The organism is Mesorhizobium sp. M1334 (genome assembly GCF_040317995.1).
GTDB lineage: Bacteria > Pseudomonadota > Alphaproteobacteria > Rhizobiales > Rhizobiaceae > Mesorhizobium.
Genome location: NZ_JAMYLM010000018.1, coordinates 19,056 through 43,354, shown reverse-complemented (window position 1 = coordinate 43,354; position 24,299 = coordinate 19,056). Strand labels below are relative to the sequence as shown.

General features: G+C 62.4%; 24 protein-coding genes and 4 pseudogenes. 11 read left to right on the top strand and 17 right to left on the bottom strand.

Annotation, left to right across the window (positions count from 1 at the left end; genetic code table 11):
• Nucleotides 1-95 precede the first annotated feature (95 nt).
• Both NKH17_RS24725 and NKH17_RS24720 read left to right on the top strand, forming a co-directional pair.
• Nucleotides 96-1,657 (top strand): annotated as a pseudogene (locus tag NKH17_RS24725) (ABC transporter substrate-binding protein).
• 75 nt (nt 1,658-1,732) lie between these two features.
• A pseudogene (locus NKH17_RS24720) lies at nt 1,733-3,547 on the top strand (CocE/NonD family hydrolase).
• Nucleotides 3,548-4,171: 624 nt separating this feature from the next.
• Here NKH17_RS24720 and NKH17_RS24715 read toward each other — a convergent pair.
• Complete coding sequence (locus NKH17_RS24715) at nt 4,172-4,603, bottom strand: hypothetical protein (RefSeq protein ID WP_352901808.1); 432 nt, start codon at nt 4,601-4,603, stop codon at nt 4,172-4,174.
• A 79-nt stretch (nt 4,604-4,682) separates the two neighbouring features.
• Between NKH17_RS24715 and NKH17_RS24710 the strand changes: the two genes are divergently transcribed.
• The 4 genes from NKH17_RS24710 (at nt 4,683) to NKH17_RS24695 (ending at nt 7,164) form a co-directional block, all read left to right on the top strand.
• Nucleotides 4,683-4,988 carry a DUF982 domain-containing protein gene (locus NKH17_RS24710; RefSeq protein WP_352479369.1) on the top strand — a complete coding sequence of 102 codons (306 nt, stop codon included), beginning with the start codon at nt 4,683-4,685 and terminating at the stop codon, nt 4,986-4,988.
• A gap of 21 nt (nt 4,989-5,009) precedes the next feature.
• Nucleotides 5,010-5,294, top strand: a complete 285-nt coding sequence (locus tag NKH17_RS24705; protein WP_352479368.1) for a DUF982 domain-containing protein — start codon at nt 5,010-5,012, stop codon at nt 5,292-5,294.
• A 354-nt stretch (nt 5,295-5,648) separates the two neighbouring features.
• Complete coding sequence (locus tag NKH17_RS24700; RefSeq protein WP_352479367.1) at nt 5,649-6,287, top strand: DUF1326 domain-containing protein; 639 nt, start codon at nt 5,649-5,651, stop codon at nt 6,285-6,287.
• A 4-nt stretch (nt 6,288-6,291) separates the two neighbouring features.
• Nucleotides 6,292-7,164, top strand: a complete 873-nt coding sequence (locus tag NKH17_RS24695; RefSeq protein ID WP_352479366.1) for a DUF2182 domain-containing protein — start codon at nt 6,292-6,294, stop codon at nt 7,162-7,164.
• Nucleotides 7,165-7,169: 5 nt separating this feature from the next.
• On the opposite strand, the pseudogene NKH17_RS24690 reads toward NKH17_RS24695, so the two are convergent.
• Nucleotides 7,170-7,350 (bottom strand): annotated as a pseudogene (locus NKH17_RS24690) (multicopper oxidase domain-containing protein); the annotation flags it as partial.
• Between the two features lie 124 nt (nt 7,351-7,474).
• The gene (locus tag NKH17_RS24685; protein WP_352479365.1) at nt 7,475-8,227 is read right to left on the bottom strand and encodes a TetR/AcrR family transcriptional regulator; all 753 of its coding nucleotides are present in this window, start codon (nt 8,225-8,227) and stop codon (nt 7,475-7,477) included.
• Between NKH17_RS24685 and NKH17_RS24680 the strand changes: the two genes are divergently transcribed.
• A complete protein-coding gene (locus NKH17_RS24680) occupies nt 8,226-9,101 on the top strand; it encodes a class I SAM-dependent methyltransferase (RefSeq protein WP_352479364.1) in 876 nt (291 codons plus the stop codon). The genes NKH17_RS24685 and NKH17_RS24680 overlap by 2 nt on opposite strands.
• A gap of 489 nt (nt 9,102-9,590) precedes the next feature.
• Here the strand turns inward: NKH17_RS24680 and NKH17_RS24675 are convergent, their stop codons facing one another.
• The 7 genes from NKH17_RS24675 to NKH17_RS24645 form a co-directional block, all read right to left on the bottom strand.
• Nucleotides 9,591-10,145, bottom strand: a complete 555-nt coding sequence (locus NKH17_RS24675) for a hypothetical protein (RefSeq protein WP_352479363.1) — start codon at nt 10,143-10,145, stop codon at nt 9,591-9,593.
• The gene (locus NKH17_RS24670; protein WP_352479362.1) at nt 10,142-10,930 is read right to left on the bottom strand and encodes a DsbA family protein; all 789 of its coding nucleotides are present in this window, start codon (nt 10,928-10,930) and stop codon (nt 10,142-10,144) included. The genes NKH17_RS24675 and NKH17_RS24670 overlap by 4 nt, the downstream gene beginning before the upstream one ends.
• Before the next feature lie 44 nt (nt 10,931-10,974).
• The gene (locus NKH17_RS24665) at nt 10,975-11,727 is read right to left on the bottom strand and encodes an SCO family protein (RefSeq protein WP_352479361.1); all 753 of its coding nucleotides are present in this window, start codon (nt 11,725-11,727) and stop codon (nt 10,975-10,977) included.
• Entirely contained in the window at nt 11,727-12,275 is a 549-nt protein-coding gene (locus NKH17_RS24660) for a TlpA family protein disulfide reductase (protein ID WP_254819350.1), read from the bottom strand. Before NKH17_RS24660 ends, NKH17_RS24665 begins: the two co-directional genes overlap by 1 nt.
• Nucleotides 12,276-12,282: 7 nt before the next feature.
• Nucleotides 12,283-12,723, bottom strand: coding sequence for a DUF411 domain-containing protein (locus NKH17_RS24655; RefSeq protein ID WP_352691287.1), 441 nt, complete (start codon nt 12,721-12,723; stop codon nt 12,283-12,285).
• 28 nt (nt 12,724-12,751) lie between these two features.
• Complete coding sequence (locus NKH17_RS24650) at nt 12,752-14,188, bottom strand: multicopper oxidase family protein (protein WP_352901815.1); 1,437 nt, start codon at nt 14,186-14,188, stop codon at nt 12,752-12,754.
• A 139-nt stretch (nt 14,189-14,327) separates the two neighbouring features.
• Entirely contained in the window at nt 14,328-14,714 is a 387-nt protein-coding gene (locus NKH17_RS24645) for a hypothetical protein (protein ID WP_352479358.1), read from the bottom strand.
• A gap of 180 nt (nt 14,715-14,894) precedes the next feature.
• On the opposite strand from NKH17_RS24645, the gene NKH17_RS24640 reads away from it, so the two are divergent.
• Nucleotides 14,895-15,245: a hypothetical protein gene (locus NKH17_RS24640; RefSeq protein ID WP_352479357.1), complete on the top strand. Its 351-nt coding sequence runs from the start codon at nt 14,895-14,897 to the stop codon at nt 15,243-15,245.
• A 56-nt stretch (nt 15,246-15,301) separates the two neighbouring features.
• On the opposite strand, the gene NKH17_RS24635 is transcribed toward NKH17_RS24640, so the two are convergent.
• Nucleotides 15,302-15,970: an ArsR/SmtB family transcription factor gene (locus NKH17_RS24635; protein WP_352479356.1), complete on the bottom strand. Its 669-nt coding sequence runs from the start codon at nt 15,968-15,970 to the stop codon at nt 15,302-15,304.
• A gap of 70 nt (nt 15,971-16,040) precedes the next feature.
• Here NKH17_RS24635 and NKH17_RS24630 point away from each other — a divergent pair, with 70 nt between their 5' ends.
• A complete protein-coding gene (locus tag NKH17_RS24630; protein WP_352479355.1) occupies nt 16,041-16,778 on the top strand; it encodes an MBL fold metallo-hydrolase in 738 nt (245 codons plus the stop codon).
• A 78-nt stretch (nt 16,779-16,856) separates the two neighbouring features.
• Entirely contained in the window at nt 16,857-18,047 is a 1,191-nt protein-coding gene (locus tag NKH17_RS24625) for an MFS transporter (RefSeq protein ID WP_352901819.1), read from the top strand.
• Between the two features lie 89 nt (nt 18,048-18,136).
• Here the strand turns inward: NKH17_RS24625 and NKH17_RS24620 are convergent, their stop codons facing one another.
• Both NKH17_RS24620 and NKH17_RS24615 read right to left on the bottom strand, forming a co-directional pair.
• On the bottom strand, nt 18,137-18,301 hold the full coding sequence (locus NKH17_RS24620) for a hypothetical protein (RefSeq protein ID WP_352901822.1): 165 nt from the start codon (nt 18,299-18,301) through the stop codon (nt 18,137-18,139).
• Nucleotides 18,302-18,461: 160 nt separating this feature from the next.
• A pseudogene (locus NKH17_RS24615) lies at nt 18,462-18,718 on the bottom strand (KUP/HAK/KT family potassium transporter); the annotation flags it as partial.
• Nucleotides 18,719-18,840: 122 nt separating this feature from the next.
• Between NKH17_RS24615 and NKH17_RS24610 the strand changes: the two are divergent.
• Entirely contained in the window at nt 18,841-19,485 is a 645-nt protein-coding gene (locus tag NKH17_RS24610) for a hypothetical protein (RefSeq protein ID WP_352479352.1), read from the top strand.
• 167 nt (nt 19,486-19,652) lie between these two features.
• On the opposite strand, the gene NKH17_RS24605 is transcribed toward NKH17_RS24610, so the two are convergent.
• Genes NKH17_RS24605 through NKH17_RS24590 form a run of 4 tightly spaced genes read right to left on the bottom strand, consistent with a single transcriptional unit; the run spans nt 19,653 to nt 24,278 of the window.
• The gene (locus NKH17_RS24605; protein ID WP_352479351.1) at nt 19,653-20,564 is read right to left on the bottom strand and encodes an ABC transporter permease; all 912 of its coding nucleotides are present in this window, start codon (nt 20,562-20,564) and stop codon (nt 19,653-19,655) included.
• Complete coding sequence (locus NKH17_RS24600) at nt 20,561-21,661, bottom strand: ABC transporter permease (RefSeq protein WP_352479350.1); 1,101 nt, start codon at nt 21,659-21,661, stop codon at nt 20,561-20,563. Before NKH17_RS24600 ends, NKH17_RS24605 begins: the two co-directional genes overlap by 4 nt.
• The gene (locus NKH17_RS24595) at nt 21,658-23,181 is read right to left on the bottom strand and encodes an ABC transporter ATP-binding protein (RefSeq protein ID WP_352479349.1); all 1,524 of its coding nucleotides are present in this window, start codon (nt 23,179-23,181) and stop codon (nt 21,658-21,660) included. Before NKH17_RS24595 ends, NKH17_RS24600 begins: the two co-directional genes overlap by 4 nt.
• A gap of 2 nt (nt 23,182-23,183) precedes the next feature.
• Entirely contained in the window at nt 23,184-24,278 is a 1,095-nt protein-coding gene (locus NKH17_RS24590; RefSeq protein ID WP_352901851.1) for a BMP family ABC transporter substrate-binding protein, read from the bottom strand.
• Between the last annotated feature and the right edge of the window lie 21 nt (nt 24,279-24,299).

Here is a 24,299-nt window from a genome sequence, read left to right as displayed (position 1 = left end):
ATAAACTCGCTTAAAAACGCTTCAAGCGACGAAATTGCGTTGCCAAGACCTCGGCCTAGTATCGGCCACAAGGCTTCAGTCCAAAGGGGAACCCAATGAGCGCTTCCAGCAGGTTATCGAGTCTCTCACGCCGTGATCTTCTTCAAGCGGGGGTGGCTCTAGGCCTTGTCGCAGCCGCAGGCTCGCTGGCGTCACCGGCCGCGGCACAAACGCCAGTGCGCGGTGGACAGTTGCGGCTGGGGCTCGATGGCGGCGCCTCCGCCGATACGCTTGACCCGGCCTTAGCGTCCGCCAGCGTCAATTTTGTGATCGCGCATTGCTGGGGCGATACGCTGGTCGAATCCGATCCCAACACGGGCGCGGCGGTTCCCTCGCTGGCCGAATCCTGGTCCCCGTCGGCCGACGCCAAGGAGTGGACCTTCAAGATACGCAAAGACGTTCGTTTCCACGATGGCAAGGCATTTACTGTTAGCGATGCAGTCGAGACCTTGCGCCGCCACGCCGGAAAGAAATCGCAATCGGGCGCACTCGGCCTGCTGTCCGGGATAGACCGCATCGAGGAACGGTCGGGCGACATGGTGGTGACGCTGAAGGAGGCCAATGCTGACTTGCCGCCGATATTCACCGATTATCATCTTCAGATCCAGCCGGGCGGCGGCGTGGAAAAGCCGACAGCTGCCATCGGCACTGGCCCCTACAAGCTGGTTGCGTTCGAGCCGGGCATTCGCGCCGCTTTCGAAAAAAACACCGACGATTGGCGCCAAAACCGGGGCTACGTCGACAGCGTCCTTATTACCGTGATGAACGACCTGACTGCCCGGACCAGCGCCTTGCGGTCCGGTCAGGTCGATTTTATCAGCACCGTCGAACCCAAGATCGTTCCGTTGCTGAAGCGGGTTCCGGGCGTCGAGATCCTGCGCACCTCCGGCAAGGGGTTCTATTCCTTCCTGATGCATTGCGACACCGCGCCCTTCGACAACAATGATCTGCGTCTGGCGCTCAAATATGCGATAGACCGCGAGGCTATACTCAAGCGGGTTCTGGGCGGGTTCGGCACCATTGGCAATGATTACCCGATTAACGCCAACTATGCGCTAGCGCCTACCGATATAGAGCAGCGCAATTACGATCCCGACAAGGCTGCATTCCACTTCAAGAAGTCTGGCCTTCAGGATCCAATCCTGCTGCGCACCTCGGAAGCGGCGTTCCCCGGCGCAGTCGATGCGGCCCAGCTTTTCCAATTGAGCGCGGAAAAGGCCGGTATCAAGATCAATGTGCAGCGCGAGCCGAGTGACGGCTACTGGTCGGAAGTCTGGAACGTCAAGCCGTTCTGCACCTCCTTTTGGGGTGGTCGTCCGACGCAGGATTCGCGCTATTCCACTTCCTACGTTTCCAACGCGGAGTGGAACGACACCCGCTTCAAGCGGCCGACTTCGACAAGATGGTGGTGCAGGCGCGCGGTGAACTGGATGAGACCAAGCGGCGCGTACTCTACCGTGACATGGCGCTCATGGTGCGAGATGAGGGCGGCTTGATACTGCCGGTATTCAACGACTTCATCAACGCCTGTACGAGCCATCTCAAGGGTTTTGTTCCCGATATTGGCAATGACTTTTCCAATGGCCGCATCGCCAGCCGGGTCTGGCTGGAGGCTTGAACCGGGAAATAATCGTACCTTTCCGGCGGCGGGATAGTGTGCTTGCCACCGCGTGGAGCTTTGGTGGTTGATCGCATGACGAACAGGAATTTCCGTGTCATTGAAAATGAGTGGATCGTCCTGAAAGACGACACCCGGCTCGCCGCGCGCATGTGGATGCCCGAAACGGTTCCTGGCGGGTGCCGGCGGTGCTCGAATTCCTGCCTTACCGCAAACGCAACGGCACCGCCGCGCGTGACGAGTCCACCTATCCGGTCTTCGCGGCGGCCGGCATCGCGGGCGGGCGTGTCGACATTCGCGGTTGCGGAGAATCCGGCGGCGTGATCGAGGGCGAATATACCGCGCGCGAGCGTGCCGACGCCGTCGAGGTTATCGAATGGATCGCAGCGCAGGACTGGTCGAACGGCAATGTCGGCCTTCCAGTCGCGGTCCCCCGATCCCGATCTTGTCGGAGAACGCTGGCGCGACATGTGGCTTGAGCGCCTGGAAGGCGAGCCGTTCTTCATGGAGGAGTGGCTGACCCACCAACGCCGCGACGACTTCTGGCGTCACGGTTCGATCTGCGAGGACTTTGACGGTTTTTCCGTTCCCGCACTGGTGATTGCCGGATGGGCCGACGGCTACCGCAACACGCCCTTGAAGGCGGTCGCCGGGATGCCGCAAATGGCCTGGGGCCTGATCGGTCCATGGGTTCACAAGTATCCGCATTTCGCCTATCCGAAGCCCCGCGTCGATTTTCATGCCGAGGCAATTTCATGGTGGCGGCATTGGCTATCCGCAGAAGACAACAAGGTGGAGCATACGCCGAGGCTGCGTGCTTATATCCTGGACGGGCCGCGACCCGGCCGCCGGCGCGAGACCGACCCGGGCTATTGGGTTGCCATGGACAGATGGGACGTTCCCGACACACTCGTCCTTAGCCTGGACGCGTCGGGCAGGCTCGCTCGGTGCAATTCATCGCATGCTGAAGGAAATACCCTCCTGCACTCTCCTCAAGATACAGGCACCGCGGCGGGAGAGTTCTTCACGCTGAAGCCGGATTCGGAAATGGCCGGCGACCAGCGTATCGACGATGCTGGATCACTCATTTTCGACAGCGTCGTCCTTGCCGAAGAATACGTCGTGTTTGGCCAGCCGCTCGCAAAACTGTCGCTTTCCAGTGATGCCAACTTCGCCAACCTTGCCGTCAGGCTCGTCGACGTCCATCCCGACGGTGCGGCGACGCGCGTCAGCTACGGTGTGCTCAACCTCTTGCATCGCAACGGCAATGCCGAACCACAGCCTCTGAAGCCGGGCGAGACGGTCGAAATCGAGTTGGTGCTCGATGCGTGCGGCTACCGTTTTGCGCCCGGCCACCGTCTGCGTCTGTCCTTGTCGAGCGCCTATTGGCCGACGATCCTGCCGCCGCCCTGCGACGCAACGCTGACGATCGATCTTGCCACGCTGCGATTGGAACTGCCGCTGCTTGGCGAGCATCGCAGGGTCGAAATCCCGCAGCCATCCAATCCCGATCCTCTGCCCCGTTACGAGGTCCTGACGGACGGATCGTCGGGCCGCTCTGTTGAACGCGATCTGCAAAATGGCGTGACGCGCTACCGGGTGCACGAGGATACAGGTCTTAGCCGCCATCCGGGCAACGGCTTGTGCACGCGCGACATCCGGCAGGAGGTATGGTCGATAGCGCCCGATAACCCGCTATCGCTGACCGCAGAGATCCGCTGGACGTGCCGTGCCGAGCGGGAAGGCTGGCGAACGCAGAGCCATTGCACCACGCATCTCTCCTGCACGGCGACCGAATGGGTGGTGTCGCAACGGATCGAAGCACTGGATGACGGCCGCAAGGTGTTTGAGCGCGAGCGCAATTCCCGCATCCCGCGTGGCCACATGTAATAGATCGCCTATCGCTACGGCTTCGGCAATGCCGGGCATTTCAGCCGGGTATTTCAGCCAGCACACCGGCATCACCCCGACCCATGTAAGGCATCCGAACCGATGCGCAAGCGGCTCTACCAATGCGTGAACTAATGCGTGACGTGGGTTCGTAACCGGATGGAGCTGCGCGATTCTCCGATCCCTCACGGCCCCCTCAAGCTCAATCCACTTTTCCCAGCATCCTGGTGGGCGGCGGGACGAGTGGGCCGATGACGGCATTCGCTCGATCAAGGTCATAGGCGATGCCGGGGCGCCAGGCCCGATTGCCTGGGCGACCTACGCCGGCCATCGTTTCGCTCGTGAGCTGGACGAACTCGATATCGGCGACGCGCTGCCGTTCAGGCGAGAAGTGACGGCACTGGCCGCGGAATAGAGGACGGGATCCTTAATCCAGGCTTTTGGGAGATCGTGTTGGGAAGCGCGATCTCTAGTGGAAATGACGGTTTTTTACCTGCCGCGAAGATGGACCTGTACCAGGCTGTGAAGGAGGTAAGGGTAACCTTCTACCTTAAAGCGGTCGCGGGACGATACGGTACAATACGGGAAGACTTTTTATTTTGGCCCACGAAAAAGCCAATGAAATCAATATTTCTCGCACATCCTCCGGGCCCACCATTGGCTCCTGCTGCCATTGCCCGCCGGTGCGCAGGAAAGCTCGGCCTCGAGCTCCGGCAGCGGCGGCAATTCGACCACAACCGGCTGGCTGGACACCTTGCTTTTGTCTGTCTTGCACGGCTTGATCCGGATCCACTTCTCCACGGGTCGGACTGCCCAGTGCGGCAAAAGGGCGGCTGCGGCGTGAAAATAGGACAGGAGAAGAGGCCGATCTCGTCCGCGTTCTGCGCAGAGGGTGAGCGTGTGCCATAGACCAAGCGAGTGACGTTCGTTCAACCCACCGGCTGGACCGAGCGGGCCGTCGCCTGAGTAGCACTCACCGTGTCCGTCGTAACGGACGACTTTTGTCTGATAGTGCACCGGCTTCATGCGGTCTTGACGTCGAAAATCGGCCTTCACATATTTTCCGCAGGTTGCTGCCGATTGCTGGGGCGACCATCCTCAACCACCTGAAATCGTTCAAAGATTGGAGGTTTCGATGAGCGAGAGAACATTTGAGAGTCCCGTGTTCGTGAGAGCCGCGGAAGGTCTCATTCAAGAGATCGCCTGTCTTGAGGATGCTTTCGATTTTCTCGACGAATGGCCGAAGCATCGGCGAGGCGTGATCTACGAAACGGCAAAGCGCGCGTGTCACCGCGCCTACGACGGTCTCATACCGTTAAAAGTCGCGCGGGATGCGTTCGCCGGCTTTGCCCGCTCCGTGAAGATCCTCGAGGACGTCGCAACGGCGATGCCTTGGGTGGCAGCCGCAAAGTCGGGCGAGACGGGCGGCGTTGCCGCCTGACCGTTTCGGAGGGAGGAAATCATGCTTTCTCAGCCCTTCGAAAAGCCCGTTCGCGTCTGGGTCGGACTCGGATTCCCGAGGCAGCTGAATTCGGTCGTGGATGCCTACCAGTTCGTCACCGACTGGTGCGGGAACAGCCCTGAACAAAGGGCTGCGATCCGCGCCTGTAAAGCCGCATTGGCCGGCGAGATCGACGCGGAGACGGCGCGCGGCGTTCTCGTGCAGTTCGCCAGGAAGAAAGACATCCTGGTCGAAGACGGAATGATGCCGCCGGTCACCACTACCGGGCAGGTTCTGCAAGCTTGATCCGCGGGCGGTTTCAGAGGCGGTGGCCATCGGGCCGCCGCCCAAAAGGTGCGCCGTGCGAAAACGCGCGCGTCGATGCGCCGGCAGAGTTTGCTGGCGGTTTCTATGTGCACCGCACTCCACTGGGTTGGGCGGTGAGCAAGGTTAAGGTCACAAGCTGTCAGACGTTGCGCCTGTTTCGCTGACTAGATGGGGTAACGGACCGCCAAGCAACCCGCGAGCGGAGCGCGCCACCCAAGCGCCGTAGCAAAGTGAGCCGCCCGCTTAGCGGCCCATTACCCCGCCTAGGTAAGACGTGGCGCCGCGAGCGCCGATGGAGTAATCTTGCCCCATCAGTTCTCGGGAGTAAGAGCCATGAACGCAGTTCCTCGATGGCGGCTCGCAGGCGACTGGTTCGACATCTGCAGCTGCGACATCCCTTGTCCTTGCGAATTTGCACAGCGGCCGACCGGCAATCACTGCCAGGGCGTGCTCGCCTGGCACGTGCGTGAGGGCCAATACGGCGACGTGAAGCTCGACGGCCTGACGCTGGTGGCGCTCGGAGAGTTCGAAGGCAATCTCTGGGCCGGCGAGGCAAAGGCCGTCATGGGCATGTACCTTGATGAGAAGGCCAACGAGAAGCAGCGCGAGGCGCTGCAGACCATCTTCGGCGGGCAGGCCGGCGGCTGGCCGGCGGGCTTTGCCGCCAACATTGGCGAAATGCGCGGCATGGAGTTTGTGCCGATCGCCTTCGAGGTGGCGGGCGACCTCGCCACCTGGCGGGTCGAGATCCCTGGCCGCGTCGTCGGGCGTGCGGAAGCGCTTTCGGGGCCGACTACCCCACCCGGCAAACGCGTGCAGACGATCAACCCACCGGGCTCCGAGGTCGGTCCCGGCCAGGTTGCCACCTGGGGCCGTTCCGTCGAGGTCAGCACCAAGGGCTTCGGCCTCGACTGGACGGGCACTGCCCGCTCGAGCAAGCACATACCGTTCGAGTGGACCGGCCCGAGCTAAGGCGGTGGCAGACCCACGCGCCATCGGCCGGTTCTCCTTGCCGCCGCTTGTCAGAAGGCAGGGCGGCGTGCCACTCGGCCTGCTTGCTTCCCTCGCCCTCCTGACGGCGGCAGCCTGGGCGGTGACGCTCTACCAAACCCTCAGCATGAACATGCCGATGGGCATTGCCGTGCGCGGACGGATTGGAGGCGTGGAGGGTATGGCCGGCATGGCGATGGGCGGCATCGCCGCCGAGCCTTGGTCGATCGGCAACGCCGCCGTGTTTCTCGCGGTATGGACCGTGATGATGGCGGCGATGATGCTGCCTGCTGCTATGCCGATGATCTTCATGTTCGCGTCGGCACAGTCAAGGCGCGAACGCCGCCTTGCAGTTCCGACCTGGATCTTCGTCGCCGGCTATATCCTCGTCTGGGCTGGAGCCGGCTTTCTAGTGTATGCGCTGGTCCAGCTCGGCAGCGATATCGCGATGAGCTTCGATCCGCCTCAGCGTTCGCGTTGGGCGCCGCTCGCGCTCGGCGCGACGCTCGCAGCGGCTGGGCTCTACCAGTTCACGGCGGCCAAGCACATCTGCCTCGGGCACTGCCGCTCGCCACTGGCCTTCATTGCCGAGCACTGGCGCGACGGGCGGATCGGCGCCCTTCGCATGGGGCTGCGGCACGGCCTGTACTGCCTCGGCTGCTGCTGGGCGCTGTGTGCCGTTCTGGTCGCGGCCGGTGTCATGAGCCTCGCCTGGATGCTGCTTTTGACGCTGGTCGTCTTCGTCGAGAAGCTGTTGCCGCGCGGCCACCGCTTCGAGGCGACGGTGGGGATCGCGTTGCTCGTGCTCGGTATCGCGGTGGCGAGCGGCGCGGTGGCGATGCCATGGATGGCAGGGTAGCGCCGACGACGGCTCGGCCCGACGTTAACGGCGTCGGCAAGGAAGCGGGCCGAAGGGAAATCGTCTCTCCGTCGCGGGCGACCACCTCGAAGGGTCCGCCATGGATGTGCATGGGTGGATGAAGCCGTTGTCGGTGCCGATGAAACGCACTTTCAGGGTCTCGCCGACCTTCACGCGGATCGTCTCTGGCGCGAGCCGCTGGAGTGGAGCTTCTCGCCATCGGCACTTCGGCAAGTCCAGCCCGATAAGTAAGTACTCCTCGCGGCCGCTATCAGGCGCCACGTCTGCCGCCGCCAAGGCCAATCCCGTTTTACGAATCGGAGCCTGATATATCCCAGGCGCCGACACCGTTTCCCGCCATTCCCTGGAACAGATCATCCGCTTGCGCCGGTGAAAGGCTCGTGTCGGTGGCGACCCACCAGGTGAGGACCGCAAGAAATGCGCCGGCGATGAACTGGACGGCGAATTCGACGGGCACTCCACCTCCACCGACCCGCTTTTCGACAAGTTCTGCTCGGACAGCGCGGCGGATACGCTCGCGCAATTCGTCATGGATCGTGTCGCCGCTGCTCGCAAGCAGCGCGTGGTGAAGCGACCGGAACGCAAGTGCGTGTTCGAACATGGGAAGGCTAAATGCAAACAGGCGAGTACCAATCTCCTGACTTGCCGACATGCGCCCACGGCTTAGCGACCCCAGATGCGCCTCGATGGTCGCGCTGCGTAGAGCATCCTTGTCTGCGTAGTGGGTATAGAAGGTCGACCTGCCGACATTTGCTCTCTGGCAAATGTCGTCGACCGTGATGGCCGCATATGCGTGCTCCGGGATCAGGGCAATAAGCGCATCCTGCAGCAGCGCGCGCGTCCGCGCGACGCGGCGATCGATGGTATTTGAGTCGCTCGTCCGGTCGATTTTTATGGTCATCGCCACGTTCGGCGCCTGCTTCTGGACATTCAAAGGTCTGGTGTCCGGAATCTCATGCTGGACATTGTGTCCAGTATGATACGCCAAGTCCAGAAGCTCAAATCGTATATTGGACAGGCCGCAACGGAAGGTCGCCGACATGCACTTATCTGGTCACCGCGCCGGCAACGGACGGCATTCGCGCAAGGGCGTGATCGCGATGGCCCTGCTTGCCAAACTGTCGCTCGTCGCCGGCTTCCTCTTTGTGGCCAATTTTGGCATGGGCTACATCGGCGCCGGCGCCTGGGTGGCGGCATTCCACGGCCTTATCCTAGCAGCAATCGCGATCGTATTGCTGTGGGGCTTCCTTTCTCGCATAGGCCTCGGCGGAAAAGGCACGCACAGCACGAGCGACAGGGGGATCGGCATCGTCCTGCACCGGGCGGCGGGCTATGACTGGCTTGCGCGCGTTCTGACCTTCGGCTGCGAGGGGCGGTTTCGCGAGCACATGCTTCGCTTGGCGAAGCTCCGGCCCGGCGAAGCGGTGCTTGATGTCGCCTGCGGAACGGGAACCCTTGCGATTGCCGCGAAGCGGCTAGTGGGTTCTGATGGAAGCGTCACAGGCGTCGATGCATCGGCTGAAATGATCGAGAGGGCGCGCGCCAAGGCCAAAAGGTCTGGCCTCGATCTGACTTTCGTCAACGGGACGGCGCAGAAGCTTCCCTTCAAGGACGCACGGTTCGACATTGTGATCGGCACACTGATGCTGCATCATCTGTCGAAGCCCGTTCGATCGGCCTTCGTCCGCGAGGCAGCACGCGTCTTGAAGCCCACTGGCCGGCTGTTGCTTATCGATTTCGGCAGGCCGGTACGCAAGTCCAGATTGCCGAGACTTCATCGACATGGTCACGTGGACATGAATGGGATCGCCTCGTTGTTGACCGAGAGCGGATTCAAGGTCGGCGACATCGGCGCCGTCGGAACCAAGAACCTGAACTATGTTCGCGCGACGACGGACAAGGTCCGATCAGCGTGACCGAGGCATGCAACAGCCGCCAGACTTAAGCGTCGCCCCGAAAAGTCACGCGACATGGAGCCCGGGCCTCGAAGGCGTAGCAGTCTGGCGGGTCGTGCGAACTGAGCGCCGGCCTTGCCGACTCGTGGCAGGGTCGTCGACGTGGGTCGTGACGGCAAGCCCCTGATCCGCATGTCGATGCTGATCTCGGCCGAAGCCCGCCGCGGCGGCCAACGTCTCGGCGCTTCAATCGGTCAGCGTTGTAGATATTTGACGAGCGCCGCGATCGCGAGCACGAGGGCGACCAACACCAGGATCCAGATGAGGCCAATCCCACCCATCAACCACATGCCCTCTGACCCATCCATCATGGAAATGATCCTCTAGCGCGAAGGCTGAGTTCGCCGCCCACGATTGGCGAGTGCAAGCTAAGTTAAGTCGCCGGCAACCTCCGCCAAGACAACGGTGATTCCGGTTACAGAACGGGGAAAGATGCATACTCCGGCAATTCTACATTCCCCCGCCGCAGCCGTCGGACAGGTCCCATACATTCACAATTTGCCTGCCGTCAAAGCCGTGTTCGTGGATCAGGTATTTCGCCAGTCCGCCATACACTCTCCAGCGCCAGCACGGGCAGCAGCAGGGGCCCTTCTCCTCGGAATTGGCCATCGCGTAATCGTAGGCCTTCTGCTCGTCCCCGGTGAGCTTCAGATCGTAGTAAGGCAGCATCTGCTGCGCGGTCGCCGCCGGTATGTCGTACGGGTCGCTGGGGATCATCGGGATGGCGCGATATTGGGTAAGCCCATTTACCTGCTCGCGATAGCGTTTCAATTCCATCGGGCTGCAGCACGAGCCCTTGATGCGCGCCATCGCGGGCATGGTCGCGATCGACTCGGTAAACTTGGCCGAGCAGGTGCTGTTGCCGCTCTCGCTAAGATCTTTGAACCGTTTGGTCAATTCGGGATCGTCGGCAGCGATTGCCAAATCCGGTGCGAGAAAGCCTGCAGCCGCGGCGGCGCCGAAGACGCCGAGAATGACGGTGCGTCGGTTTGGGGTCCTTGTCATTTGCCGCTCCTCGCCTGCTCGATGAGCTTCTTCAGCGTCGCAAGATCGGTGGCGCCGGGAAAAATCTGGTCGCCGGCGATAAATCCCGGCGTTCCCGTTATTCTCAGCGCCTGGGCCAGTTCCATGTTGCGGTCGATCAGCGCCTGGATGTCCGGCTGCCGCATATCGCCCTTCATGCGCTCGACGTCCAGCCCGGCCTCGGCGGCGATCTTGAGGACGGCCGCCTCGGTCACCCTTGTCTTGGACCCATAGAGCGCCTTGTGAAACGCTGTGTATTTGCCCTGCTTGTCGGCGGCGAGCGCCGCCTTGGCCGCGAACACCGAATCTGGGCCGAGGATGGGGAATTCCTTGTAGACGATCCTGAGTTGCGGATCGTCGGCCGCAGCCTGTTCCATGACCGGCGCCATCTGCCTGCAATAGGGGCAATTATAGTCGAAGAACTCGACCAGGGTAACGTTGCCCTCGGCGTTGCCGCCGACTGGACTTTGCTTGTCACGGAAGATGTCGTCCGCGCGCGCCTTGAGCACCTGCCTGGCCTGGGCTGCATCTGCTTCACGCTGGCGCTGGTCCAGGCTTTTCAGCGCCTGCACGAGAACCTCCGGATGCGCCAGGATATAGTCGTGTATCCGCTGGTCGAACTGATCCTGGGACATTTCGCCTGCAGCATTCGCCTGTATGGCTTGAAAGCCAGGATTGAGCAGGAACCATCCTGTCAGGCCGGCAAAGAGCAGGGCGCGGGCGATGCCGCTGCAATACCTGGCTGCATCTCTTGGCTTGGTGAACATGCGCGTCTCCCTTTCTTGTCGTCGAGAATGTCGGTGCCTCTCCGTCAAAAGAGGCTCTTCAATTTTGCCAGCCAGCCTTCGTCCCGTTCGTGGTGCGTGCGCTCGACATTGTTGGTGAGCGCGTTGACGAAGGTGACGAGATTGACGGGCGCGAAGTTCAGGCCGTGGAAATTCGCCCGCCAGCGGCCCTCCTTGTCGATCACATGCGTGACGATCCCGTGCATCTGGTAGCCATCATTGGCCAGGCTGAATTTGTGACCGAAGGCTTCCGCCAGATTGCGGGTCATATCCTCCGGCTGGCCCGGGGCAGTGGTCAGGAACAGCCAGTTGACAGGGTCGAGCCCATGCGCCGGTCCATAGGCATTGAGCACATCGGGCTTGTCCTTTGTGGGATCGGTGGTGATCGTCACGAAGGTGACCTGATCCTTCATCGGCGTGCTATTCACCATCTTCTGGATCTCGGCGATCTTCTCGGCATGCAGCGGGCAGACGTCCGGGCACGATGTGTAGATGAAATGGAGGACGACGACCTTGCCGATGAGGTCGGCCGGCCGCACGATGCGACCGTCGGCGGTGCGCAGCGTGAAATCGGGCGTTGGGCTGTCGATCTGCTGGAAATATTTCTCGTCGTTCTGCAGCATGGCGTCGACTTCGTCCATTGAATGCGCCGGCGCTCCATGCGTGAAGCCGGCGATCAGCGCGGTGAAGACGATCAGGCCGCACAACAGACGCCTCCATTCGTTCCAGGCGGATGAAACGTCCCGAACCGCCGGCTCGTCCCGGTTTCTGGCAAGCATCAGCCTTTTCCTTTCGGGCTAGCGGCAATACGGCTGCGGATGAAATCGACCATGTCGGGAGAATCCCATTCAGCCGGCCCGATCAGCCGGCCGATCTCCTTGCCGTCGCGGTTGATAAGCACGGTCATCGGCAGGCCCACCGCGCCGAGCGTGAACATGACTTTGGCCGAGGTATCGATGTTCAGCGCAAGGTGTGTAACGCCGGTCTCGGCGAAGAATTTCTTCACGGCGTCGGGACCCTTCCGGTCCATCGACAGCGCGACGACCTCGAAATCCGGTCCGCCGAGCTTGGCCTGCAGCCGATCAAGCGTCGGCATTTCCTTGCGGCAGGGCGCGCACCATGTCGCCCAGATGTTGAGCAGAACCACCTTACCGGAGAAATCGGCGAGCGTTTTCGGCTTGCCGGTGCCGTCCTCGAAGCTGATTTCCGGCACGGCGGCGGGCGTATCGAGCAGTGTGAAGTTCTCAGATGCCCCCGCTGCCACGGAGGGCGGCGGAAACGCCAGCAGCGAGCAGACAAGAAAGATAGCCCATTTGCACTTGATCACGGTGCGCTCACTCGGTCGCATAGACGGTCGGCGCCTTGCCGTCCTTGGTGAAGGCGTAGATCGTCCAGGTCTCGGACTTCTCGCCGCCCATGCCGGGCGCGCCTGCCGGCATGCCGGCCAGCGTGATGCCGCTAATGGCTGGCCGCTCGGTCAACAGCTTCTTGACGATTTCGACTGGCACAAGGCCGTCGACGACATAGCCGTCGACAATCAGTGTATGGCAGCCCTCAAGGTCCGCCGGCACGCCGGCATCGCTGCTGATTTGAGAGAGATTGTTGACCGGCTTGATATCGACCTTGAAGCCATTGTGCTCAAGATAGTTGGCGTAGGATTCACAGCAGCTGCATTGCGGGTTCTTGTACATGACGGCGTTGATCGTTGCGGCGAAGGCGGGCAGCGGCGTTGCGATCAGCAGGGACAGTGCGGCAAGGCGGTAGGTCAGTTTCATTGCAGTTCTCCTTGGTTGGATAAAACTTTCAGGTCACGCGGAACACTGTCATCAGGCCGGCCATCTGGTGATCGGCGACATGGCAGTGCAGCATCCAGTCACCGGGATTGTCGGCAACGAAGGCGCATTCGATTGTGTCCTTGGGGGCGAGCAGCACCGTGTCCTGCCATTGCCGGTGCGGTACCGGCAAGCCGTTGCGCGAAAGCACCGACAGGCTGAAGCCGTGAACGTGCATGGGGTGCCACCAGGCGGTTTCGTTGCGCACAGTGAGGTGGCAAGTCACGCCGCGTTTGAGCGTAAACTGCGGCGCCATGCCGGCATGGCCATCGCCAGTCATCGACATGCCGTTGATTGCCCAGGCGGCGGCGCCGTTCATGCCGGGCATCGCCATGCCCATCATGCCGCCGACGCCGGCCAGCTTGCCGCCGCCCATCATGCCGCCTTGCAGGACGATCTCATGCTGTTCAGCCTTGGCCAGGTGGGGGGCCGGCAGCGGATTGGCGGGCAGGCGACGCGGAGCATCGAGAAGATGGTGGCGCAGCGGCGGCGCCTTGTCATAGGCAAGCGTTGTCAGCGTGTAGACGAGGCCGTCATAGAAGTCGTCGACCACCGCGTGCCTGCTGCCGGGACCACCCTGCATGTCGAGCATAATGTCGATGCGCATGGCCGGTGCCAGCACCAGGCGGCCGTCTTCCGGTTCATGCGGGTCGCAGGGCTGGCCGTCGACCGCGACGATCACCGGACGGTGACCCTCGAAGCGCAGCGCCACCATGCGGGCAAGGCAGGCATTGGTGAGCCGCAGTCTGACGCGCTCACCTGCCGTCACGCTCAGGTCGGCCGGCGCCGCGCCATTGATGGTGACGGCATTGCCGACGCGGCCCGACATCGACGCATCCATCATGCTGCCGAAGCCGCCGGCGATCTGGCCGTCGCTGGTGAGCCGCCAGTCCTGCAGCAGCCAGAGGAGATCGCGGTCGGCGGCGACGGGTTCACGTTCCTCAACGATCAGCGGGCCGGCGAGTCCACGGCCGATCTGCACCAGGCTGTCGGCATGCGAATGGTACCAGAAGGTGCCGGCATCTGGCGGCGTGAACTCATAGACGAAGTTCTCGCCCGGTCCGATCGGCCTCTGGGTCAGGCCCGGCACGCCGTCCATGGCGTTCGGCAAACGGATGCCATGCCAATGGACGGTCGTGTCTTCGTCTAGTCCGTTCTCGACAGTGATGCGGACCGGCTGGCCCTGCCGCAGGCGCAATGTTGGGCCGGGGGTGGTGCCGCTATAGGTCCAGACTGCGGTAGACGGACCGTCGGCGCCATTGAGCAGCGCCTGGCCCGGGCCGGCCTTGATCCTGCGCTCGTCCTCGGTCGAGGCGCGTGCAGGACGCAGCGAGCAGGACACGGCAGCGCCCGCCGCGGCCGCAAAAAACCCGCGGCGCGATATCGAATGACTGAAATCGTATTTCACCCTGCTTGCCCTTTGCGATCTCGATCGATGGCGAGCCACTCGGCATCGAACTGGAATGCTGTATGCGCCCGCGCGCGCAACGATGCGCAACACAGGCGATCAGGCGCCGGGAATCAGCCGCGTCACGGCTGAAACGGCGTCAAGCGCTGAGTCGGGGAGGGTATGGGTCGGGTAGGGAACTTCGTCCCTGCAGGAACGGGGCAGCTTGCGTCGATGGCTGCTGCACGTGGAGAACTGCCGTCACCGCGAGGTCTTGCGGCAGCACCGTCAGCACCGGTGCGATGCAGGTCGGCGGACAATGCATCGGGTTGCCACTGTCGCCGATGTCTTTGAGGCACGCCCTGCAGTCGCCGTTCATGGAAGCACCGGCCAAAGTGCCTGTGCTGGCACCGGTGGACATCGCCATAGCGTCCGCCATCTTGGCCGACATGACGCTGGCCTGAGCGGCAGACAGGCTGAACCCGGCGGTCAGGAAGACCGCTATTAGCATGACGAGGAGATGCTTTGGCGACAGCCGGGCCATCATCCGCCTAGGCTGGCCGCAAAATGCAGCTTTTGCAAGTCCCCGATGCTGCGACATCAAGACTTACGCGATAAGCTCCGGATTGGCTTCGGTGAATTCAGCGTGCGGAACGAATGATGGCTAGTTCCTTCATCGCGAAGGGCCCGGTCGATCAGCACGAAATAGGGCGGTGGTCCAAGCACCGTGATCTGGCCGGCCGAGGTGATGCTGATCAGCAGGCGGCACCCCGACGCGAAAAGCTGCTCGGCGACCGGCACGGCGAAGGAGGAGCCGACCGCACAGCCAAATGATGCCAAGCGTCTGGCCATCCAGTTCGAACTCGTGAAGGACGGTATGATAGCAGGCCCAGCCCGACGATGGGCGGGCGCGGCCTTCTTTGCGCAACCGGCGCACTATGTCGCCGTCCGGATCAAGGACACACACAGAAGGCATGCGTTCCGGCGACAGGTCTTTTTGCCGCCGCGCCTCGCGAAGCATGCTTTCAACCTGAAACACGGACTCGGCCGAATAGTCCTTCAGCTCGAGCAGCGGTGATCGCGGAACTGGTGGCGTCATGTTGTTCGACCGAAGACTTTTGGCTGCGGGACCACTCAGGCCGCTGCCTCAATTGGTAGGCCTGCGGCCTTCCAATCGGGATACCCGTCCTCGAGCCGGTGAGCGACATACCCTCGCGCCCGCAATGCCGCGACAGCCTCGAACGAGAGAACGCAATAAGGGCCGCGGCAATAGGCAATGACCTCCCGGTTCGCGGGAAGTTCCGCCAGCCGGTTTTCAAGTTCAGCGAACGGGATGTTGAGCGCTCCCGGTAGATGTCCGAGCGCGAACTCGTCCTCCGACCGGACATCGAGAACCGTGACAAGGCCATCACGCAACCTTGAGACAAGCTCTTCACGCGACACAGCCTCCAAGGCATCGCGAGCCTGGAAATAGTCGGTCATGACGCGGTTGACCTCGGCGACGTTCCGCTCACCCACGCGCCCCAGAGCCTTCATTAATTCAACCACCAGAACATCTCCTGCAAGGCGATAGAGCATATGCTTGCCCTGCCGCTCGGCCTCGACAAGTCGCGCGCGTCGAAGGATTTGAAGGTGGCGCGAGGCGTTCGCAAAGTTGAGGCCGGCCCGGGCCGCAAGTCCTTCGACGCTGCGTTCACCCTGTGCGAGGTGCTCCAGCAATTCCAGCCGGTGCGCATGCCCGAGCGCCTGAGCCACCTCGGCAAGGCTGGCGAAAATCGCCTGTTTTGGTCCAACGCTTGACACGACTGTCCCTCGGTGAAACATTCAGCAGAATAATTGAATATTACCGCAGGCGAGGTAGGGAGCGCAAGCCATGATCCTCCGTCAATTCCTCCATTCCGATCCCGTCGCCGCATCCTACCTGTTCGGATGTGGTGGAAAATCGGCCGCTGCGGTGGTCGATCCGGTCGGTGACATTGCGCCTTACCTTAGGGTCGCCGAGGCGACGGGCATGCGCATCCTCTATGTGGTCGACACGCACATCCATGCCGACCACATTTCCGTCGGGCGGGCGCTCGCTGCAGCGTCCGGCGCGGAATACCTGCTCTTCGAAGGCGCGGAGGCCGGGTTCCCGTTTCTGCGCGCCAAGGACGGTGACGTGCTCGAACTCGGCAATGTGATGATGGCCGTCATGCACACGCCCGGGCATACGCCGGAGCACATTTCGCTCTTGGTCACCGATCGGACACGCGCGAGCGAGCCGTGGTTCGTGCTGACAGGCCACACGCTGATGGTTGGCGATCTCGGGCGAACCGAACTGGCAACCGACGCCGAGGCCGGCGCGCGGACGCTGTTTTCCAGCGTGCGCCGTCTCAAGCAACTGCCGGATCACGTCGAGGTGCTGCCCGGCGCATATTCCGGCTCGGTCTGCGGGCGCTCGCTCAGCGGCAAGCCGACATCGACGATTGGCTTCGAGAAGCGCTTCAACAAAGCATTCCGCATTGAGGACGAGGGCACCTTCGTCGCCACGATGGTCGCCGACATACCACCCCCGCCGCCGGATGCGGCGCGCAACCGAGCCACCAATGCCGGGTTGGTCGCCGCGGCCTGACCGATGGGCGTTTCGCGGTCAGCAGGCTCGACTGTCAGACTTGGGCTTAGGGAAAACTGGCGGCAGTTTGCTCTCCTGATGCTGGTGAATGCTTTTGTCGGCGGCATGGTCGGGATCGAGCGAACGGTCGTGCCGCTCATCGGATCGGAAGAGTTCGGCATCACGTCAACGACACTTGTCGTCTCCTTCATCGTGAGCTTCGGCGTGGTCAAGGCGCTTGCCAATCTCGTCTCCGGCCAACTCGCCGATAGCTGGGGGCGCAAGCGCGTTCTCGTCCTCGGCTGGCTTGTCGGCTTGCCGGTTCCGTTCATGATCATCTGGGCTCCGAGCTGGGGATGGGTGATTGCGGCCAATGCACTGCTCGGCATCAATCAAGGACTGGCCTGGTCGATGACTGTGGTCATGAAGGTCGATCTCGTGGGTCCGAAATCACGCGGCCTTGCAGTCGGCCTCAATGAGTTTGCCGGCTATCTCGCCGTCGGCGTAACGGCATTCCTCACGGGCTATCTCGCTTCGCGATACGGCCTGCGCCCGGTGCCCATCTATCTCGGGATCGGCTACGCCATCGTCGGCACCGTATTGTCGGTGCTGCTAATCCGTGACACGCGCGACCACCTCCGGTTGGAAACATCCGCTCACGCAATGCAATCCGTGCCGATCAGTTTCCGGGAGGTGTTTGCGCTGACCTCGTTCCGGAATCGCAATCTGTTCGCGGCTTCGCAAGCCGGCCTCGTCAACAACCTCAACGACGGCATGAGCTGGGGTATTTTCCCATTGTTCTTCGTGTCCTTCGGACTTGGCATCGAGCGCATCGGCATCCTGAAGGCGGTCTATCCCGCAACATGGGGAATCCTGCAGGTCGTCACCGGCCCCTTGAGCGATCGCTGGGGCCGCAAGGGCCTGATCGTCGCCGGGATGTGGACCCAGGCCGGCGGTCTGTTTCTTACCGCCGCCACGGGCCGGTTCGAATGGTGGCTCATCGGCAGTCTTCTGCTCGGCCTTGGAACGGCAATGGTCTATCCAAGTCTGATCGCTGCCGTTTCCGACGCCTCGCATCCCAGCTGGCGCGCCCGCTCGCTCAGCGTCTATCGGTTCTGGCGCGATCTCGGCTACGCGATCGGCGCGCTCTCAGCAGGTCTCATCGCCGATCGCTTCGGGCTCTCGTGGGCGATAACATCGATCGCCGCATTGACGTTTGTCTCTGGCGCAATTGTTGCCATCGCGATGCAGGAGGCCGCCAAAGGTTCGCGCCAACCTTCCCGCAGATAGTCGATCCGGGGGGTCGGCCTGATATCCGATGGCACTCACGGACTCGCTCACGCTCATCCTACGGTACATTGGTGTTGCGCAACTGGCCATCATTGCCGGCCCTGGCCGTTCGTGATCTGCGCTTCAGTCTCGTCGGGTACCTCGTTGCGGTGTTCTGCTTTGATTGCGCCTCCAGCACCAGATTGCGAGCCTGCCGGCTCGGCAATCCTTAGCGTGTAGTATTCGATCGGAACGCCCCTCGTACCGACGCGCATCAGCTTGTTCCTCGCTAAAGGAACGCGTTCAGGCAGTATGCTCGCATGGGTTGGATAAATCCATATGATGCCGACGCGAGCCAATGCGCCTGTGGGCTCACGTGGGTTGACGGATGGGCAGGTGCCAAGTCGGACCAGCGCCTACTGTATATGCAGAAGCTTAGACAGCCACCTGGGTTCCGATCTCGACCACACGTCCGGTCGGAATCTTGCAATATTCAGTCGCATCAGCCGCCGTGCGCGCCAGCCCGGTGAACAGCTTGTCCTGCCAGACCGGCATGCCGGAATTGGGCGATGTCTTGAGCGAGCGCCGCGACAGGAAGAAGGATCTCGTGATGTCGAACTTCCAGCCTTCTTGCGGCAGATCGCCAGCGCGCGGGGGATGTTGGGCTGCTCCATATAGCCGAAGGTCAGCGTCCCGAAAAACCTTGGTCAAGCAACGGGGTAGAGCCCTCCAATTTCTGGAGCAGGGAACTTGCTTCTTCACGGGAAACACCGGAGGAATGATGATCAACTGAGAATTGATTCGGAGCTTGTGCATGCGCGGGGTGCAAGCGGCTTTGGCTGCACTGATTCTGACCGGTTCCTTCACTTCCGCCCTCGCCGACAACAGTTCTCCCTTCATCTATTTTGCAACCGAAGATCCTTTTGCTGCCGGTCAACCGACGAAGAACGACGTCTATGTTTTTGGGGGCGTCTTTGTGACCGGGTCCTTCGGGGATACTATCAACGTCTTCGGGGCCGACTGTACGAACAATTACATGATCGGAGCTGCTTACGGCCGTGATTTCGCCGATGTTGGCGCGGGTTTTGTCCTTGGCGGTGTGACTGGGGCTGCCATAAGGTTTGGCGAGGACGACGATACATCCGGAGAGCTTTGGGCCGGGATGCGGCTTCGCCACCAGGGCCTTGTCATCGGCGATCTGGCGATTGCGCCAGCGCTGACGGCCGGTGTCAGTGCCGTTACAGGCGTCACCGAGATCGAGCACGCCCGCGAAATCCATTACGATGGCGATGCATCCTTCCTGGGTTTTATCGGCGCGGAGCTTTCTTTCAGACTAAGGCAAGCTCCCAACGTCGAGCTTGTCTATCAACTCCATCACAGATCCGGCGCCGGTGGCACGTTTGGAAACATGGGAGAGGGTTCCAACGCGAATGCTGTTGGAGTGCGTTATCGCTTCTAGCTGACGCCTGAATGCTTCGGGTCGGGGCTGACATTCTATGAAGGTGCGCCGGTTGCCGCCGCCCGTAGGCGACGAGCGGGGCCGAGTCGGCGCGCTGGATGGCGTCAGAGCGCGGGGCGCAATCCACCATTCTTCACGGGATCCTTGATGGGCCGTACCAAGCGACACTATCGTTCGAAAGGTTCTCCCAGCGAAGCCACGCCGTTGAGCTTGAGCAGACGGCGGTTCGAAGAGATGATGCCGAGCACGATCACGGTCACGAGATAAGGCAAGCTCGATAGAAGTTGCGAGGAAACGTCCAGCCCTGTCGCCTGGGCCGCGAGGCTTGCGAGGGACACGGCGCCGAAGAGGCACGCACCGAGGAAGATACGGCTGGCAAGCCAAGTGCCGAAGACGACGAGCGCAATCGCAATCCAGCCGCGCCCTGCGATCATGCCATCGGCCCAGAGCGGAGTGTAGACCACGGATGCGTAGGCACCGGCGAAACCTGCCAACGCGCCGCCGAAGGCGACCGCGGCGAAGCGCACGGCGATCACCGGATAGCCGAGCGCACGGGCCGCCTTGGGGTTCTCGCCGATGGCGCGGACGACGAGGCCGGTCTTGGTGTAGGCGAATATCGCCCAGATGGCGACGGTCGCGGCAAGCGAAAGCCACACGACAACGTCTTGGGCGAACAAGCCGCCGATCACCGGGATATCCGAAAGCCCGGGCAATGAAAGCTTCGGAAGCCCCTTAACCGTGAGGCTCTCATAGCTCTTGCCGAACAGCGCCGAGAGGCCTTGGCCGAGGATGCCTATGGCAAGGCCTACCGCAACCTGGTTTGCGCGAAATCCCAGCGCGATGACGGCAAAGACCAGGGAAAGAGCCGCGCTGGCGAGGCCCGCGGCGAGGAAACCGAGGAGATGCCCGCCGCCTTGATAGACGATAATGAAGGCGATGACGGCGCCGAGGGCCATCAGTCCCTCCACCCCGAGATTGAGGACGCCAGCCCGCTCGGCCACCAGTTCGCCGAGCGCCGCAAGGAGAAACGGCGTAGCCGCCGCCAACATCCCGGCGATGATGAACTCGACGGCGTTCATGACGTGCTTCCGTGGGCGGCATGGCGCCATTCGAGCCGGTAGCGGACGAAGGCGATGGCGACGAGATAGGCGAGCAGCAGGCTGCCCTGGAAAACCCTGACCGCAGCGACCGGCAGATTTGCCGAGACCATGGCGTTATCGCCGCCGATATAGAGGGCCGCCATGAGCAACGCGGAAAAGGTGATGCCGACCGGGTGAAGGCCACCGAGATAGGCCACGATGATGGCGGCATAGCCGTAGCCGGTCGAGATGGAGCGCTGCAGCTGGCCGAGCGGCCCGGCCACCTCGGCCGCTCCGGCGAGGCCTGCCGCGAAACCGCCGATGAGCAGGGAAAGCCAGATCGCCCGTCCTTCGTTGAAGCCGGCGTATCCGGCCGCGCGCGGCGCGAGGCCGCCGACCTGCAGCTTGAAGCCGGCGAAACTCCTCTGCATGAAGATCCAGGCCGCAAGGGAGAGCGCGCAGGCGATAAGCAGCGAGACGTTGACGCGGGTGCCGGGGATCAGGATCGGCACCATCGCGTCGGACTGGAACATCACCGATTGCGGGAAGTTGAAGCCGTTTGGGTCCTTCCAGGGGCCGAGAAGCAGGTAGTTGAGCAGTTGCGCGGCAACGAGCGCCAGCATGAGCGATACGAGAATCTCGTTGGCATTGAGCTTCACGCGCCAGAAGGCGGTGAGGGACGCCCACAGAGCGCCGCCCAGCGCACCGATGACAAGCATGGAGGGCCAGATCCATTGGCCCGTTGCCTCTGGGAACCAGATGGGAATGGCCGATGCGAAGATCGCGCCGAGGATGAACTGGCCCTCGGCGCCGATGTTGAAGACCTTTGCGCGAAAGCCGATCGCAAGCCCCTGCGCGATCAGCAGTAGCGGCGCGGTCTTAAGCAGGACTTCCGAGAAAGAGGCCCAGGACAGGAAGGGCTCCAGAAGCATCGCGTGGAAAACGGCTACCGGATCGCGGCCCATAAGGAGGTAGAGCCCGAGATTGAGAAGCGTCGCCAAGGCGAGCGCGACGGGCGGAGCGATCAGTTTGACGGGAAGCGAGGCATGCTCCCGGCGAACGAGAACAGGAAGGAGCGGCGCGGACAGAGCGCTCATGCAGGGACCTTTTTGGCCGTCGAATGCGCGCCGATCATGTAGCGGCCGATCTCCTCGGGTCTCGTGTCGCGCGTCACCAGCGGCGGGCTCAGCCGGCCTTGATGGAGCACCTGGATCGAATCGCAGAGTTCGAACAGTTCCTCCAGTTCCTCCGAGATGACGAGGATACCCATGCCTTCGTTGCGCAGGGCAACGAGGCGCCGGCGGATGGCGGACGCGGCGCCGATGTCGACGCCCCAGGTGGGTTGCGCCACGAACAGCAATTGCGGGGACAGCATGATCTCTCGGCCGACGATGAACTTTTGCAGATTGCCGCCCGAAAGCGAGCCGGCCTCCGCTTCCGAACCGGGCGTGCGCACGTCGTATTGCCGGATGCAGTCCTCGGTGAAAGCCTTCACCTGGTTCGTGTCGACGAGGCCGCGTTTCAACAGGCCGAACGGATGGGCGGTCAGAAGGCTGTTGAGGACAAGCGACATTTCCGGCACGGCGCCGCGGCCAAGCCGTTCCTCGGGAACGAAGGCGAAGCCCAGTCGGCGGCGGGCGGCCGCGTCGAGCGCGCCGACATCCTTTCCCATCATATAGATACGGTCGGACTGTTCGCGCGGCAGCACCGTTTCGCCTGAAATCAACGCTGCGAGTTCACTCTGCCCGTTGCCCGATATGCCCGCGATCCCGAGGATCTCGCCGGCCCGGACCGTCAGGCTGACGTCGGAAAGCGCCACCGCGAAGGGATCGTCCGGCCGATGGTCGAGGCCGACGATTTCGAGGCGCTTTTCGCCGCCGGAATGCGCGAGCGCCGGCATGGGCTGCGGCATGTCGCGGCCGATCATCATCCGGGCAAGGTCGTGCGCGTCGTGGTCGCGCGGGTCCACGCGGCCGGTGATGCGCCCGCCGCGCAGGATGGTCGCGCGGTCGCAGACCGCGCGGATCTCCTCCAGCTTGTGCGAGATGAACAGGATGGAGACGCCGCGGTCGCGCAGCCGCCGTAATGTCTCGAATAGCTTGTCCACCGATTGCGGGGGCAGGACGGAGGTCGGTTCATCGAGGATCAGGAGTTGGGGTTCGGTCATCAGGCAGCGGATGATTTCCACCCGCTGCCGCTCTCCGACAGAGAGCGCGTGCACATGGGCGAGCGGATCGACTTCGAGTCCGAACTCGCGGCCGAGCATGCGGATGCGATCCGCAAGATCCGATTTGCCCCTGGGCACGACCAGCCGGATGTTCTCCACCACCGTCAGCGTCTCGAACAAGGAGAAATGCTGGAAGACCATGCCGATCCCCTTGCGCCTCGCATCCGCCGGGGAAGCAAGGGCCAGGGGTTCCCCTTTCCAGGTCGCCATTCCGGCGTCCGGCTGCTCGACGCCATAGATCAGCTTCATCAGCGTCGACTTGCCCGCTCCGTTTTCCCCGAGGATCGCATGGATCGAGCACGGAGCCACATCCAGATCGATGTCTCTATTGGCATGGATTTGGCCGTAGCTCTTGGAGATGCCGCGCAGCGACAGGAGCGGGGTGGTCACGGTCACTTGGGCAGCGGCGTGGTGACACCCTTGACGTGCCAGTCCATTGCGACGATCTCGGCATCGGTCATCGTTTTTCCCGCGGGGACTCCCTCGCTGCCGTCGGCCTTGGCGACCGGACCGGCAAAGGGCGAGAAGCTGCCGCCGGCGATCTTGGCTCCAACCTCTTTGATCCTGTTCATCATCTCGGCCGGGATACCCGGGTTCCAGTCGACGACCTCTACAACCTTGTCGCCGACACCCAGGAAAGCGTTGGCGCCCTTGAACTTGCCGGCGAGGTGGGCGTCGACCGAGGTTTTGAAGAAGGGTGACCAATCGGTCGCCACGCAGCCGAGATAGGTTTCAGGCGCGTATTTCTTCATCGACGAATTGAGGTTGAAGGCAGGGACGCCGGCCTCCTCGCAGGCCGACACGACGGAGGGCGTGTCCTGCGCGTTGGAGAAGATCACGTCGCATTTCTGCGCCAACAGCGCCTTGGCGGCTTCCTGCTCCTTGGCCGGATCGAACCAGGAGTTCACCCATACGACCGAAACCTCGACATCGGGTTTCACCGCTTGCGCGCCCAGCGTGAAGGCGTTGATGGAGGTGATCAGTTCGGGAATGGCGAAGGCGGAGACCGAGCCGAGTTTGCCGGTCTTTGACAGCGCGGCGGCCGCCATGCCCATCAGGGAGGTACCCTGGAAATATTGGGCCGCGAAGGGCGAGAAGTTCGGCGCTACCTGGAAACCGGAAGCATGCAGCACGGTGACGTCGGGGTTCCGGCGCGCGATCTGCAGGGCACCGTTCTGGTAGCCGAAGGAGCCGGCGATCAGGAACTTGTTCCCGTCGGCGACCACCTTGTTCATGATGCGGTCGGCATCGGGTCCTTCCTGTATATTCTCGATGATGGTGACCTTCACCTTGTCGCCGTAGGCTGCCTTCACCGGCTCGAGCCCGTCGGCGAGCGCACGGCCCCAGCCGACATCGCCGACCGGCGACGGGACCACGAGCACGATGCCCAGAGGTTCGTCGGCAGCAAGCGCGCGGCCACCCACCGCTGCGACGAGGCCGGAGGCGGCCGCGCCCTTCATCAATGTTCTGCGGGTAAGATTTGTCAGCATGTCGGTTCCCCTTGTTTT